Here is a 13,898-nt window from a genome sequence, read left to right as displayed (position 1 = left end):
CTATGCGGCTTCCCATCGAGAGCATCGGACACAAGATTCGGATGATTCGAAAAGAACGTGGATTTACGTTGGAGGTCATGGCAGGAAAAACCGGGCTTAGCAAAGGGCTGCTCAGTCAGGTAGAGCGAGGAATTTCCCAGCCATCGCTGGATTCGCTGTGGAAAATTACGAAGGCGCTGGAGTCCCCGATCATTCATTTCTTTGAAGACATCGACCAAAAGCAAGTACACGTCACCCGTCTGCAAAAACGCAGACAACTGGTGTTTCCCGAATCGACAGGCACGTATTCGCTGCTCTCCATGGGAGGAAGTGCCAAGCTGGGCATGCTGGAGGTCCGTCTGATGCCAGGAGAAATGGTCACGGACAAATTCGTTCAGGCCGATGGCGAGGAGTGCTTCACGGTGATTGCCGGAAGTGTGACAGCGAGGTTCAACGATGAAGAGCACGTACTGGAAACAGGCGACAGCATCTCGTTTGACAGCAGCAAGTCGCACACGATTGAAAATAGCGGCGAGGTGGAGGCTATTCTGATCTGGTCTGTCACACCGCCCCAATTTTAAAGTTTTTTAAAGGAACGCAGTGCTACACTTTGACAACCCATTTCGGCGGGTTGTCTTGTTTTTTGCGGCTGGCTGGCGTGGTATAATTTGCAGAGACCATCGCCCTAAGAAAGGTGAGCTAGCATGAATGTTGAACGCGTTGCGCTTCCCTTGGCAAATCGGTTGGCACGGGAGTACCAGATGCAAACCGAATCTGCCTTGTCCCTGTTTGCGCATCATCCTTATGAAGAACAGTCCTACCGGGAACGGTTGAAGTGGCTCTCCACGCAAACCTACGACCGGAACAAACTGGCAGAAGGCTTACATAACTTTAACGAGGCAATCGGAACTCACCCCGAAGCGCTGAAAAACATCGAGCTACTGAAGCAGCCGGATACATACGTAGTCATCGGCGGACAGCAGGCAGGAGTCCTCACAGGTCCGCTGTATACGATCAACAAAGCGGTTCACTTGATTCAGACGGCGCGCAAGCTGTCGGCCGAGCTGCAAACAAACGTCGTCCCTGTATTTTGGATCGCGGGGGAAGACCATGACATCGATGAAATCGATCATGTGTACTGGACGACAGATGGCGATACGCGGCTGCGCAAGGAACGGCTGAGACTGCGAAAAAAAGGGCGCGTGTCGGCAAGCAAGCTGGCTTTGGAGGAAGAACTGTGTATGCAGTTCCTGGAAGCTTTTTTCCAGGAACAACCCGAGACAGCAGAAACACAAAACGTGCGGGAATTGCTGATGCAAACAGCCAAAAGCTCGAAGACGGTGGCAGAGTGGTTTGCCCGTCTGATGGCCCGCTTGTTCGGAAAGCACGGGCTGATTCTCGTCGAGTCATCGCTGCCGTTTGTCCGTGAGCTGGAACGTCCCGTGTTTGCGCAGGTTATCGAGAAAAACGAGCAGATGGCCCAACTGCTGATGAAGGCAAAAGATCGCATCGCAGCAGCCGGGTATCCGTTGCAGCTTGAAGTAGACGAGCAACAGGCCAACCTGTTCCTCTACGAAGGAGAAGATCGTCTGCTCCTGTCAAGACATCTGGACCGCTTTGTCAACAGACGGCAGTCTTACAGCCGCGAACAATTGCTGCGCCTGGTGGAGGAGCAGCCTGAACGCTTCAGCCCCAATGTCGTCACACGCGGTCTGATGCAAGAGCATCTTTTTCCGACACTGGCCTTTATTGGGGGGCCGGGCGAGATCGCTTACTGGGCCTATTACCGCGAAGTGTTTGAACTGTTCGGGATGCAGATGCCGATCGTGTTGCCGCGCATGTCGATCACACTGGTGGAAGGGGCTCATCTTCGCCTGCTGGAGAGTCTGGAGCTTTCCGTTGAGCAGGTCTTGACCGATTTCGCGGGCTGGAAGGCGGAGTGGGAGAAAAAAGCAGGGCCCCATCCGCTGCATGAGCAATTTGCCAGTGTGCGTGAATCGATCCAGGCCTTGTACCGCCCGCTCGTGGAAGAAGTGCTTCGTCTGGACCCGGGAATGCGCGGTCTGGCGGAAAAAAACAGTGCGCTTTTGCTTGAGCAGGTGTCCTTTTTGGAGGGGCGCTTGATTCGCTCTTTGCAGCAAAAAGAAGATGTCGCCTACAACCGGATCAAGCGGATCGAGACGATGCTCTTGCCAGAGGGCGGCCTGCAGGAACGCAAACACTGTTTTTTCCCTTTTGCGAACAAGTACGGGCTGGAATTGATTGATCGGCTGGTCGCAGCTCCGTTTGCACACGACGGCACTCATCAACTCTTTTTCGTGTAAAGGAAAAGTCGGCTGATCGTCCCGGACGGACAGCCGGCTTTTTTGCGCATGTTTGGAAAATGGAAACATTTTCTGCCCGGAATGCCGAAACTTTTCCGACAAATTTTGCGTACTACCTATAACGGAATTCCTGCGAGAAAGGTGGTACTCGGGATGCAGAACAAGTCGCGACTATTCGGGAAAAAAGCCACTGTATGGACGCTTGTCCTGTCGATGGTTTGGGCAGGGACAGCACTTGGCGAATGGAATCAGGCCCAGGCCAGGGGGGAAGTGGCAGTCGTCTCTACCGGCTCCTTCCTCGACACAAAAGGTCATTGGGCGGCCAAGGAGATTGAGCAGGCAGCAAAAAGCGGGTTGATTCAAGGCTTCCCGGACGGAACCTTTCAACCGGAGCAAACAGTGACACAGGAGCAGTTTCTTTCGTTGATCGAGCGCGTGCTGCCGTCCTACCAGGGACATGAGCCGGACGCTTTTGTCAAAGAGAAGTATGTAGCGAAAGCTTTGGGCCGCTGGTCCGAGCAAACGTATCGCCGCTTGGCGGTAGCAGGCATCATGACGACAGGCAAGCCGACGGATGGGATGACGCGGCTGGAGGCAGCCCGCCTCTTGCTGGCAGCGCTCGGCCATCAGTCGGAGGGGGAAAAATACCGGGGAACGACGGCACGCTTCTTTTCCGATCTGTCGCCCCAAAACGAACAGGAGGTCATGACCGTCTATCCGGCGTACAAAATCGGGCTGCTCTCCGGCTATCCGGACGGCACGTTCCGCCCGCAGGAAACGATCAGCAGAGCGCAGGCAGTCGTGATGCTGACGCGCCTGGACAGCAAGATGGAAGAGCTGTTTCCGGGCGAAGTGACCGAGAGCGAGAAAAAAGGAATGACGGATGCGGTAGCGCTGTTTGTGCGCGATGTGATGGATCAGAAAAAGATCAGACGTTACGACGATCTCGTCGCGTATGTGCAGCAAAACAAGCTGAATGTCAGCGAGGCCTTTTTGCGCGAGCACTTTTCGTTTATGAAATACGAGATTTACGATTACGTGCGTTTTCCACAGTTCAATGAGCTTTTGTACTTCGCCAAAATCGGGACGAGCAAGTACAGGCTGACCGTCCAATACTACGCGGGCGAGCCGGGTGGCAGCGTCGACAAGACTTTTTACCTCTCGTCTACAGACGGCAAGACGTTCCGGCTGATTGGCAAAGACGAATAGAAGGCAGGAGGCAATGAAAAAAGCCGGGTGGTTGCATCCGGCTTTTTTCACTGAGGTGGCACGGTTTGATCGCGCCCGGTTCCGCGCTTCGCTGGTGATGGCAAGGGCGAAAGGGCTTGCCAATGAAAAAAAGACAGGCGCGTTTCCTGAAAAGCAGAAACGACCTGTCTTGGCAAGTTACGCATTCATCCTATTTTTCATGCGATTTTGCCAGAGCAGCAAAAGGACGGCAACCACGAGCGGATACAACGCGGACCAGCCCAGGAATGGATAGAGCCCGACGGTGAAGAGAAGCGACGTCCAGGAAGCCAGTCGACCGAGGGGATGCTGGCGCAGCAGGCGGATTCCGGCGAGACAACCGCCGATGTAGGTGGCAAAAAAGGTTGCGTTCGGCAGCTCAATCAGTTGAGCCAGGTCAATCAGTCCCGCATACAAAACCGTCAGCACCGCGACAAAGCAGAGCGAGAGGAACAGGAGCCCGCCAATCGGCGTCCGGTATTTGGCGTGCAGCAGCCCGAACCAGCGGGGCGCGATCTTTTCCTGCGCCAGCGAATAGGCGATCCGTGACGCCGCTCCGACGTAGGCGTTTGCGGTGGCGATACAGATAAACAGAGCCGTCACGGCTACGATCCAGCCGCCGACTGGCCCGAGCGAAAGCTGGACCATAACGGAGAGCGCTGCCGCCGAGATGCCTGCGCCATAGCTGTGAGTCGCGACCGTCATGAAAGCGACGGAAAAGTACAGGAAGGCGACGATTCCAGCGCTCCACAACACACCGCGAACGGCGTTTTTCGCCGGATCGACGAATTCCTCCGACAAGTGCGTGACCGCTTCCCAGCCGATAAAACACCAGAATAACAGCCCTGCCGCCTGGACGACGCTGAGCCAGCCGTTCGGGACAAACGGCGTGAAGTGGGTGACGGAGGCGTGGGGCAATGCTGCGACAACAGCCAGAATCAAAATGGAAAGGATGAGCGTGACCACAATTGTTTGCACGCGCGCGGCTACATGCATCCCGAGCACGTTCATGATGACCACGGCGGTCAGCAGGAGGGCCGCTGCTGCGTATATTTGCGTGTCGCCCCAGTCGAGCAGGACGGCGAGGTAATTGGCCCCGGTGACGCTGAGGATCGGCGCACCGATTGGCACCGACAAGAGAAAAAACCAGCCCACGATGTTTCCTGCGCGGTCGCCGTACGCGGTGCGGACGAAGGTGGAGACGCCGCCTGCGCTGGGGTATCGTGCGGAGAGCAGCCCCATCGTAAGCGCCATCGGCAAGACGAGAATCGACATGACCAGCCAGGCGAGGATGGAGGCAGGTCCGGCCTTTTCTGCCGCCAATCCGGGGAGAAGCAGCACGCCGGACCCGATGACAGCCCCGATGTACAGGGCGACGATTTGCGGCAACCGCAGCGTTTTGGCAAGACCGGCTGTTTGCACAGTTGCTTTTTCCATGAAAAGTTCCCTCTCTTTGTTTTTCGGTTGTTTGCAGAAGTAGTGTAGCATAGACATAATCATCGGAGTTATCTATAATATTAGATAATGAAAATCGGTTTTTTCGATAGATAGGGAGGGAGACTTTTTGGATACACGGTACCTGCTGACCTTTCGCGAGGTAGCCAAATGCCAGAGCTTTACCCGCGCCGCAGAGGTGCTGGGCTACGCGCAATCCAGCGTGACGACACAGATTCAAAACCTGGAGGCGGATTTCGGGGTCACGCTGTTTGAGCGCTGGGGGCGAAAGATCAGGCTGACTCACGCCGGAGAAGCGCTCCTCGCCTACAGCGAACAACTGCTGGCCGTTCTGGACGAAGCAAGAGCCAACCTGTCCGAGCAGGCACAGCTTGCGGGTACTCTGCGCATCGGTACGGTCGAGTCGCTCGCGGCCTTTTTCCTCCCGCCTTTTTTGCAAAAATTTCGCAAGGAGCACCCGCGTATCCGGATTTTGTTAAAGCCGGGAATATGTCACGAGCTGCGCCAAGGCGTCAAGGAGGGGCACTACGACTTCGCCTTTGTGCTCGATTGGATGCAGGATCATCCTGAACTGGTGAACATCAACCTGGGGGAAGAAAAGCTGGTGGTGATCGCCGCTCCCAACCATCCGCTCAGCCGGTTGAAAAAAATCGAAGCGCGCGATTTTGCCGGGACAAACTGGATTTTTACGGAAGCAGGATGCAGCTACCGCTCGATCATGGAGTCCGTGCTGCGCGACGCCGGAACGACGATTGAATCGTCGTCCGAGTTCGGCAGTCTGGAAGCGATCAAGCAGTGTGTGGCATATGATTTAGGGATTGCGCTTGTTCCTTACATCGCTGTTGCCGAAGAAGCGAAAAACGGCACGCTCGCCATCCTGCCTTTTTCCCATCCGGAAGTACGCGTCTACCGCCAACTGGTCTATCACAAGAAAAAATGGATGCCACAGGCGCTGCTCCGTTTTCTTGAGCTGTTGACGACCAATGCCGGACAAGAGGAAATGTGCTGTCCAATTGGCGAGAACAGGAAAAACAGATGATGGTTGTACTTGCGTATGATATGATAGACAGGGTTGTGTTATGAGAGAAAAGGAGGTCTAACATACATGAACACCGTTTCTGAAAGCATTGTAAGAGACATGTCGCTTGCCCACAGCGGCCATTTGAAAATTGACTGGGTAAAAGAACACATGCCGGTTCTCAACCGCATTCGCGAGCGCTTTGAAAAAGAGAAGCCGTTTGCAGGCCTGAAAGTGGCCATCTCCTTGCACCTGGAAGCAAAAACCGCTTATTTGGCAAAAGTTGTGCAAGCAGGTGGCGCAGAAGTAACGATCACGGGCTCCAACCCGCTCTCCACCCAGGACGATATTTGCGCGGCACTGGTGGAAGACGGCATCCGCGTTTTTGCCAAATACAATCCAGATCCAGCCGAGTACAAGGAGCATCTGATTAAAACGCTGGAAACGCGCCCTGACCTGATTATCGACGACGGTGGCGACCTGGTGACCATTCTGCACAGCGAGCGCCGCGATCTCTTGTCGCAAGTGCGCGGCGGCGCGGAAGAAACCACAACCGGTATTCTCCGCCTGAAAGCGCTGGAAAAAGAAGGCAAGCTGGAGTTCCCGATGGTAGCGGTGAACGACGCTTTCTGCAAATATTTGTTTGACAACCGTTACGGTACCGGCCAATCTGTCTGGGATGGCATCAACCGCACAACCAACCTGGTCGTGGCAGGCAAAACTGTCGTGGTAGCTGGCTATGGCTGGTGCGGAAAAGGTGTGGCCATGCGCGCGAAAGGACTTGGCGCGAAAGTCATCGTAACCGAGATCGACGCGATCAAAGCGGTAGAAGCGTACATGGACGGCTTCGAAGTTATGCCGATGAGCGAAGCGGCGAAGCACGGCGACTACTTCGTGACTGTGACCGGAAACCGCGACGTGATCCGCAAAGAGCATTTTGAAGTGATGAAGGATGGCGCGATCCTGTCCAACGCTGGCCACTTTGATGTCGAAGTAAACAAAGTGGAGCTTGAGGCCCTGTCGACATCCAAGCGGGTTGTGCGCAAAGATATTGAAGAATTTGTCATGGCAGATGGTCGAAAACTGTACCTTCTGGCAGAAGGCCGCCTCGTAAACTTGGCAGCAGGCGACGGCCACCCGGCTGAAATCATGGACATGACCTTCGCCCTGCAAGCTGTTTCTCTGGCGTACGTCAACGAGCAGTACAAAAACATCGGCAAAAAAGTGCTGAACGTACCATACGAGCTCGACGCAATGGTTGCCCAGTACAAACTGGAAGCATTGAACATCGGCATCGACAAATTGAGCGACGAGCAAAAAGCATATCTCGATAGCTGGGTCGAATAGGTTCGCGAAAACCGTCCTTTCCCGGCAAAAAAATCAACGAAAAAATCCTGCTTACAAATGCAGGATTTTTTTTTATAATAGCAAGTAGGCGACAAGTGGGGAAAAGTGGGGGAAAGTGGAGCCAAAGGACAGGAAAGTGGGGGACCAGGGCGTGTTCATGGGTGAATATCAGCACAGCATCGATGAAAAAGGCCGCCTGACGATCCCTGCCAAATTCCGAGAAGGTCTGGGAGCTTCCTTCGTCATTACCCGCGGACTTGACCAATGCTTGTTCGCTTATCCGATGGAAGAGTGGAAGCAGCTGGAGGAAAAACTGAAGACTCTGCCCTTTACAAAAGCGGATGCACGCGCGTTTACACGTTTTTTCTTTTCCGGCGCGACCGAATGCGAATGGGACAAGCAGGGAAGGGTAAACATACCGCCCAACCTGCGCGAACATGCCGGTATCCAAAAGGAATGTGTCATCATTGGCGTATCCAACCGCGTAGAGGTGTGGAGCAAAGAACGTTGGGAAGATTATTTCGCCCAGTCGGAAGGCTCTTTTGGAGAAATTGCTGAAAAACTGGTTGATTTTAATTTGTAGCAGCGAGAAGAACAGGAGTGACGACATTGTCGTTTCATCATGTAACCGTACTGAGGGACGAGGCTGTAGATGGCCTGAACATTCGGCCTGGAGGCATTTATGTGGACTGCACGCTCGGCGGAGCGGGACATAGCAGTCTGATCGCGTCCCGTCTGACCGAGGGCGGCCGCCTGATTGCCGTCGATCAGGATGACTGGGCGCACGACAATGCCAGGGAAAGACTGGCTCCCTACATGGACAAGGTAACACTGGTCAAAAGCAATTTTCGCCATCTGAAAGAGATTGTCAAAGATTTGGGGCTTACTGGTGTAGATGGAGTTTTGTTTGATTTGGGAGTTTCATCCCCGCAGCTTGACGAAGGAGAGCGCGGGTTCAGCTACAATGCGGACGCTCCGCTCGATATGAGAATGGACCAGCAAGCGACGCTTTCGGCCTACGACATCGTCAACGAATGGGACGAAGAGGAGCTTGCCAGGATCATCTGGCTGTACGGAGAAGAGAAATTTTCCCGGCGAATTGCCCGGCAAATCGTGCAGCAACGCAAAAAGCAGCCGATTCGGACAACAGGCGAGCTGGTCGAGCTGATTAAGGAAGGAATTCCGGCAGCGGCGCGCCGCACAGGGGGACACCCTGCGAAGCGGACGTTTCAGGCGATTCGCATTGCCGTCAACGATGAGCTGGATGCGTTCAAAGAGGCTGTCACCGATGCCATTGATATTTTGAATCCGGGTGGCCGCGTGAGCGTCATCACGTTCCATTCGCTGGAAGACCGGATTTGCAAGCAGGTATATCAGGATTATTCCAAGGGCTGCACATGCCCGCCGTCGTTTCCGATTTGTACATGCGGAAACGAAGCGATTGTCAAAGTCATCACGCGCAAGCCGATTTTGCCGTCAGAAGAAGAGCTTGCGGCCAATCCGCGCGCGCGTTCTGCGAAGCTGCGGGTAGCCGAGAAGTTGTAGCGGGAGAATAGCGACGAGGAAAGAGGGGGGAGAAAGCGTTGAGTTACTACTACCAAGGCAATCTGGCAATGGAGCTGGAAAAGCAGTCCCGCTCCGTCACCAAGACAACAAAACGAACGATCCGAATCAAACCAACCATTCCGACAGGCGAAAAATTGCTCTATCTCTTGTTTATCTCGTTGACAGTGATCGGCCTGGGGATGGTCGGAGTCAGGTACTCGCAAATCTCCCAGATGAATTACGAAATCCAGAGCACGAAAAAAGAAAACCGGCTGCTTGCCGAGAAAAACGCTACGCTGAAACTGCAAATCGAGCAGCTCAGCAACCGTGACCGCATCCAGAAAGAAGCAGAGCGACAAGGCATGGTGTACAATGCGGATGCCGTACATACAGTCGGTCAGGGGAAAGTAAAAGCAAGTTCGATTCAACAACAACAGCCAAAGCAGCCTTAAAATCAAATGTTACTGCGTCAATTGTGCGGTAACATTTTTTCTTACGCTTGACTGTCCGGGCCGATTCAGGCGGCGATCATAGACGTGATGGAGTGAGTGGAAATGGAAGGGAAACGATTCGTGAATTGGCGCATCCTCGTTTGTGCTTTATGCCTGATCTTGATTTTTTCAGGCTTGGGCATTCGGATCTACTGGATTCAAACGGTAGATGCAGCCCGAATCATGGGACAGGCGCAGGAGCAATGGGACCGGAATCGGACTCTGCAGCCGGCACGCGGTGCCATCAAAGACCGAAACGGCGAAATTCTCGCCTTCCAGGGCAAGGCATACACCGTGAACGCCAGGCTGAAGGGGCGGGATGAAAAAGATAAGGACGTCGTCAAGGACCCTTACTACACGGCAAACGTGCTGGCGCCCATTCTCAACGCTCCGGTTCCTGAACTGGTGAAGATGCTGACCAAGCCGAACAAGGTGGTAGAGTTGGGCCGCTACGGAAGGAAAATCAGCGAAGAGCAGAAAAAGCGGATTTTGGAAGCGCAATATCCGAAGCTGCCAAACGGTAAGCAGGTGGAAGAAAATCAGCTTCCGGGGATTTTTCTGGATGAGACGACAAGGCGCGTCTATCCGAACAACAGCTTTGCCTCGCATGTGATCGGATATCTCGATCTGTACGATGCGCCGAAGATGGGGATCGAACTGCATCTCGACAAGGAACTGGCCGGAGAAAAGGGCCAGATGCAGTATAAAAGAGACGGGGCCGGTTATCAGCTGCCGGATGGAGAAGGAGAATACATCCCGGCAAAAGACGGCTACGACGTCTATTTGACCATCGACAGGCAAATCCAGGATTACGTCGAAGAGGCGCTGGATGTGGTGGATCGGCAGTACAAGCCAAAAGGGATGACGGTCATCGTATCCGACCCGCAGACGGGCGAGATTTTGGCGATGGGCAATCGTTCGCAATTTAATCCCAATACATACTATAACGGGATTTCGAACTATACGAACCACGCGATCACGTCCATGTTCGAGCCTGGCTCCACGTTCAAGATCATTACACTGGCGGCCGCAATTGAGGAAGGGCTGTTCAACCAGAATGAAATGTATGATTCCGGGAAGTACACGATCAAGGGACAGGTTCCAATCCGCGACCATAACAACGGGGTAGGCTGGGGCAGAATCTCGTTTTTGGAAGGGGTTCAGCGCTCCAGTAACGTGATGTTTGCCAAACTCGGCTACGAGCGCCTGAAGCTGGAGAAGCTCAGAGCGTACATCAAAAAGTTCGGGATGGGCTCGCTGACCGGAATCGAGCTGCCCTACGAAAAAGAAGGAAACCTGATTAACCTGGAAAAACCGCAGTCTCCCCGCGACTGGGCAGCGACGACCTTCGGACAAGGGGTGACGGTGACGGCGATCCAGCAGGTGATGGCAGTAGGGGCCATCGCCAACGGCGGCGAGTTGTTGAAGCCGCATATCGTCAAGGAACTGCGTGACCAGCATACAGGAGCGGTCGTGAAGCGCAGCGAGCGCGAAGTCGTCAGACGCGTCGTCTCGGAGGCGACCGCGAAGAAAACCCGGGACATTTTGGAAACAGTCGTGACAGGCGAGCACGGGACAGGGAAGCAGTACGCCATCGACGGCTACCACGTCGCCGGGAAAACCGGTACCGCGCAAAAATACGACCCGAACACGGGCAAAATCATGGACGGGCACTATATCGCTTCGTTTATCGGATTTGCGCCAAAAGACAATCCGCGCCTGCTTGTTTACGTCGTGATCGACGATCCTGCGACAGATGCATGGTACGCGTACTGGGGCAAAATGATGATCGCGCCGACGTTCAAGTCGATCATGGAGCGCAGCCTGCAATACTTGCAGCAGCAGCCTGATTTGCCACGTACCAGCAGCGACAGCAGCAAAGACAAAACGAAAAAGGCGGCGCAGCAGCAGGCGGCGGCAGTTCCGGCAGCCGTGAGCCAGACGTTGCCGAAGTTCGTGGGCATGTCCACGACAGCGGCGCAACTGCGCGCCAAGCAGGACAATTTGACCGTGACGGTAATCGGAACCGGGACCAAGATCGTGGAGCAGTACCCGGCTGCCTACGATCAGGTCGTCCCTGGGAAGCAAATCATTTTGGTATCGGACCGTCTGACGGGCGCCAAGATGCCAGATTTCAAAGGAAAGTCGCTGAGAGAAGTCATGGAATTTGCTTCGCTGCTCGCCATGGATGTGAAGGCTACGGGTGCGGGCTTTGTCGTACAGCAGAGCATAGCGCCAGGCACAGCATTGAACGGCAAGGAGAAGCTGCAGATCACGCTGCAGTCCGAATCGAAGCCGGCAACAGCGGCAACTCCTACTCAGGAAGGAACAGCGCCGTCCGGGACTGCTCCGCCAGCAGACAGCACTGCTCCCGCCGGAACAGGGGGGCAAACGAATCCGAATGAACAGCCTGCAGGACAATCGGTAGGCGAGCAGGATGGCACGGAAGCGAATCAAACAAGCACAACCCCATAGTTCTATCCCGTCCCCCCGACGAATAAGGTAAGGAAGAGACAACCTTTTTCGAGGGGGGACTCGCTTTGCGGGTATCCAATGCTACTGTACGCCGCCGCATTTTCATATCACTGGTCGTCGGCATTGTCCTGTATACGGCACTCATTACCCGGCTCGGGTATGTGCAGTTGATCGAAGGTCCGAAGCTTGCGCAGATGGCTGACCAACTGTTGAATCGGCAAATCGACTTCAAGCCGAATCGCGGCCGGATTCTGGATCGGAACGGCAACGAGCTGGTGTCCAACATGACCGTGCCCACAATCGTGGCAGTCCCCGCGCAGATCAAGGACCCGAAAGAGACGGCCCGACAGCTCGCGATCATTTTGGAGCAAAAGGAAGAAGATGTTTACAAGGCGATCACCAAAAAGCAGATGAGCAACGACAAGATTCCGGGCGGAAGAAAGCTGCCGCTCGAAAAGGCGCGGAAAATTCAGGAGCTGAACCTGCCGGGGATTTACCTGGCCGGAGATACGAAGCGCTTTTATCCGAACGGGAGCATGGCTGCGCATATTCTCGGCTTTACCGGGATCGACAACCAGGGATTGACGGGCTTGGAAAAAATTTATGATCCGTTTCTCAAGGGAACAGAGGGACATATTTCTTTTCCTTCCGATGCAAAAGGGCGCGTCATGCCGGGCGGCTCGGAAGATTACGTCCCCCCGGTGAGCGGGATGGACATGTATTTGACGATCGACAGCGCCATCCAGTCGTTTATTGAACGGGAGCTGGATCAGGCCGTCGTCGCCTATCAGCCGGATGATGTTCTGGCGATTGCGATGAATCCGAAGACCGGAGAAATTTTGGGCATGGGCAGCCGTCCGACCTTCCAGCCGGATGAATACCAGAACTACCCGGCAGAAGTGTACAACCGCAACTTGCCGATCTGGAAAACGTATGAGCCTGGTTCGACCTTCAAAATCGTCACGCTGGCTGCGGCCTTGAATGAAGGTGTCGTCTCGTTGGAGGAAAGCTTTTTCGATCCCGGCTACATTAACGTGGCAGGCAAGCGGCTGCGCTGCTGGAAGCGGCAAGGGCACGGACAGGAGACGATGCTGCAAGTCGTGGAAAACTCGTGCAACCCCGGCTTTGTAACGATGGGGCAGCGCCTGCAAAAAGAACGGCTGTTTGAATACATCAAAAAATTTGGTTTCGGACAAAAAACTGGCATTGACCTGATCGGGGAAGAAAACGGACTGTTGTTCAACCTCAATCGCGTCGGACCTGTTGAGCTTGGGACGACTTCGTTTGGTCAAGGGGTATCCGTCACCCCCATCCAGCAAATGGTCGCTGTCTCGGCAGCAATCAACGGCGGAAAGCTGATGAAGCCGTTTGTCGCCAAGGAATGGCGGGACAGCGTCACCCACGATATTGTTGCGCGGACGCTCCCGACAGAGGTGCGTCAGGTGATCTCGGCAGAAACCTCTGCCAAGGTGCGGTATGCGCTGGAGAGCGTCGTGGCGCGAGGAACAGGAAATAAGGCCTATATTGAAGGCTATCGGGTCGGCGGAAAAACCGGAACCGCGCAAAAGGTCAGAAACGGCCGCTACGTCGACGGGGAGTACATCGTTTCCTTTATCGGCTTCGCTCCTGCGGATGATCCGCAAATCATCGTCTACTTTGCGGTCGATAATCCGAAGGCGCTGGCTTTTGGCGGACTGATTGCAGCGCCGAGCGTCAAAAACATTATCGAATCTTCCCTGCAATATATGAATGTGCCCAAGCGCAGCGACGGCATCGCCAAGGAGATCAACAAGGCATTGGGCGAGCGCGAGCCGATCGAGGTTCCGAACATGGTCGGACAGACGATGAAGGACGTCGTGCAGACGTATGACACGCTTCCGCTGGTCGTTTCGGGAAAAGGGGCCTACGTCATTCAGCAGTCGCCTGCGCCGGGTGTGAAAATAGAAGCGGGCGGAAAAATTCGCATACATCTTGGTGACAAATTAAACAATTAGCTATAAAATGAGATTTCGAAGGCGGAGGGAAGTAGGCTTGTCT

The 13,898-nt window shown here is 54.5% G+C and carries 11 protein-coding genes; 10 read left to right on the top strand and 1 reads right to left on the bottom strand.

The window, feature by feature from the left end:
* The first annotated feature begins 2 nt into the window (after positions 1-2).
* The 3 genes from AAFJ72_RS14145 to AAFJ72_RS14135 all read left to right on the top strand — a co-directional run bounded on the left by AAFJ72_RS14145 (position 3) and on the right by AAFJ72_RS14135 (position 3,512).
* The gene (locus AAFJ72_RS14145; protein ID WP_432774420.1) at positions 3-560 is read left to right on the top strand and encodes a helix-turn-helix domain-containing protein; all 558 of its coding nucleotides are present in this window, start codon (positions 3-5) and stop codon (positions 558-560) included.
* 123 nt (positions 561-683) lie between these two features.
* Positions 684-2,303: a bacillithiol biosynthesis cysteine-adding enzyme BshC gene (gene bshC, locus AAFJ72_RS14140; protein ID WP_432774419.1), complete on the top strand. Its 1,620-nt coding sequence runs from the start codon at positions 684-686 to the stop codon at positions 2,301-2,303.
* 153 nt (positions 2,304-2,456) lie between these two features.
* Positions 2,457-3,512 (top strand): S-layer homology domain-containing protein, encoded by a 1,056-nt coding sequence (locus AAFJ72_RS14135; RefSeq protein ID WP_432774418.1) that lies wholly within the window; start codon positions 2,457-2,459, stop codon positions 3,510-3,512.
* 177 nt (positions 3,513-3,689) lie between these two features.
* On the opposite strand, the gene AAFJ72_RS14130 is transcribed toward AAFJ72_RS14135, so the two are convergent.
* A complete protein-coding gene (locus AAFJ72_RS14130; RefSeq protein WP_122906098.1) occupies positions 3,690-4,967 on the bottom strand; it encodes an APC family permease in 1,278 nt (425 codons plus the stop codon).
* 127 nt (positions 4,968-5,094) lie between these two features.
* On the opposite strand from AAFJ72_RS14130, the gene AAFJ72_RS14125 reads away from it, so the two are divergent.
* The 7 genes from AAFJ72_RS14125 (at position 5,095) to AAFJ72_RS14095 (ending at position 13,855) form a co-directional block, all read left to right on the top strand.
* Complete coding sequence (locus AAFJ72_RS14125) at positions 5,095-6,024, top strand: LysR family transcriptional regulator (RefSeq protein ID WP_432774417.1); 930 nt, start codon at positions 5,095-5,097, stop codon at positions 6,022-6,024.
* A gap of 66 nt (positions 6,025-6,090) precedes the next feature.
* Positions 6,091-7,350 carry an adenosylhomocysteinase gene (locus AAFJ72_RS14120; protein ID WP_122906100.1) on the top strand — a complete coding sequence of 420 codons (1,260 nt, stop codon included), beginning with the start codon at positions 6,091-6,093 and terminating at the stop codon, positions 7,348-7,350.
* A 151-nt stretch (positions 7,351-7,501) separates the two neighbouring features.
* Positions 7,502-7,933 (top strand): division/cell wall cluster transcriptional repressor MraZ, encoded by a 432-nt coding sequence (mraZ, locus tag AAFJ72_RS14115; RefSeq protein ID WP_122906150.1) that lies wholly within the window; start codon positions 7,502-7,504, stop codon positions 7,931-7,933.
* Between the two features lie 17 nt (positions 7,934-7,950).
* A complete protein-coding gene (gene rsmH, locus AAFJ72_RS14110) occupies positions 7,951-8,895 on the top strand; it encodes a 16S rRNA (cytosine(1402)-N(4))-methyltransferase RsmH (RefSeq protein WP_432774416.1) in 945 nt (314 codons plus the stop codon).
* A 38-nt stretch (positions 8,896-8,933) separates the two neighbouring features.
* A complete protein-coding gene (ftsL, locus tag AAFJ72_RS14105; RefSeq protein WP_122906102.1) occupies positions 8,934-9,347 on the top strand; it encodes a cell division protein FtsL in 414 nt (137 codons plus the stop codon).
* A gap of 102 nt (positions 9,348-9,449) precedes the next feature.
* Complete coding sequence (locus AAFJ72_RS14100; RefSeq protein ID WP_432774415.1) at positions 9,450-11,861, top strand: penicillin-binding protein; 2,412 nt, start codon at positions 9,450-9,452, stop codon at positions 11,859-11,861.
* Between the two features lie 65 nt (positions 11,862-11,926).
* Positions 11,927-13,855, top strand: a complete 1,929-nt coding sequence (locus AAFJ72_RS14095; RefSeq protein ID WP_432774414.1) for a stage V sporulation protein D — start codon at positions 11,927-11,929, stop codon at positions 13,853-13,855.
* Positions 13,856-13,898: the final 43 nt, after the last annotated feature.

The organism is Brevibacillus gelatini (assembly GCF_050920745.1).
In the GTDB taxonomy this organism is placed as follows: domain Bacteria; phylum Bacillota; class Bacilli; order Brevibacillales; family Brevibacillaceae; genus Brevibacillus; species Brevibacillus gelatini.
Note: the sequence above shows the minus strand (reverse complement) of the source record. Positions and strands in the feature narration are given on the sequence as shown.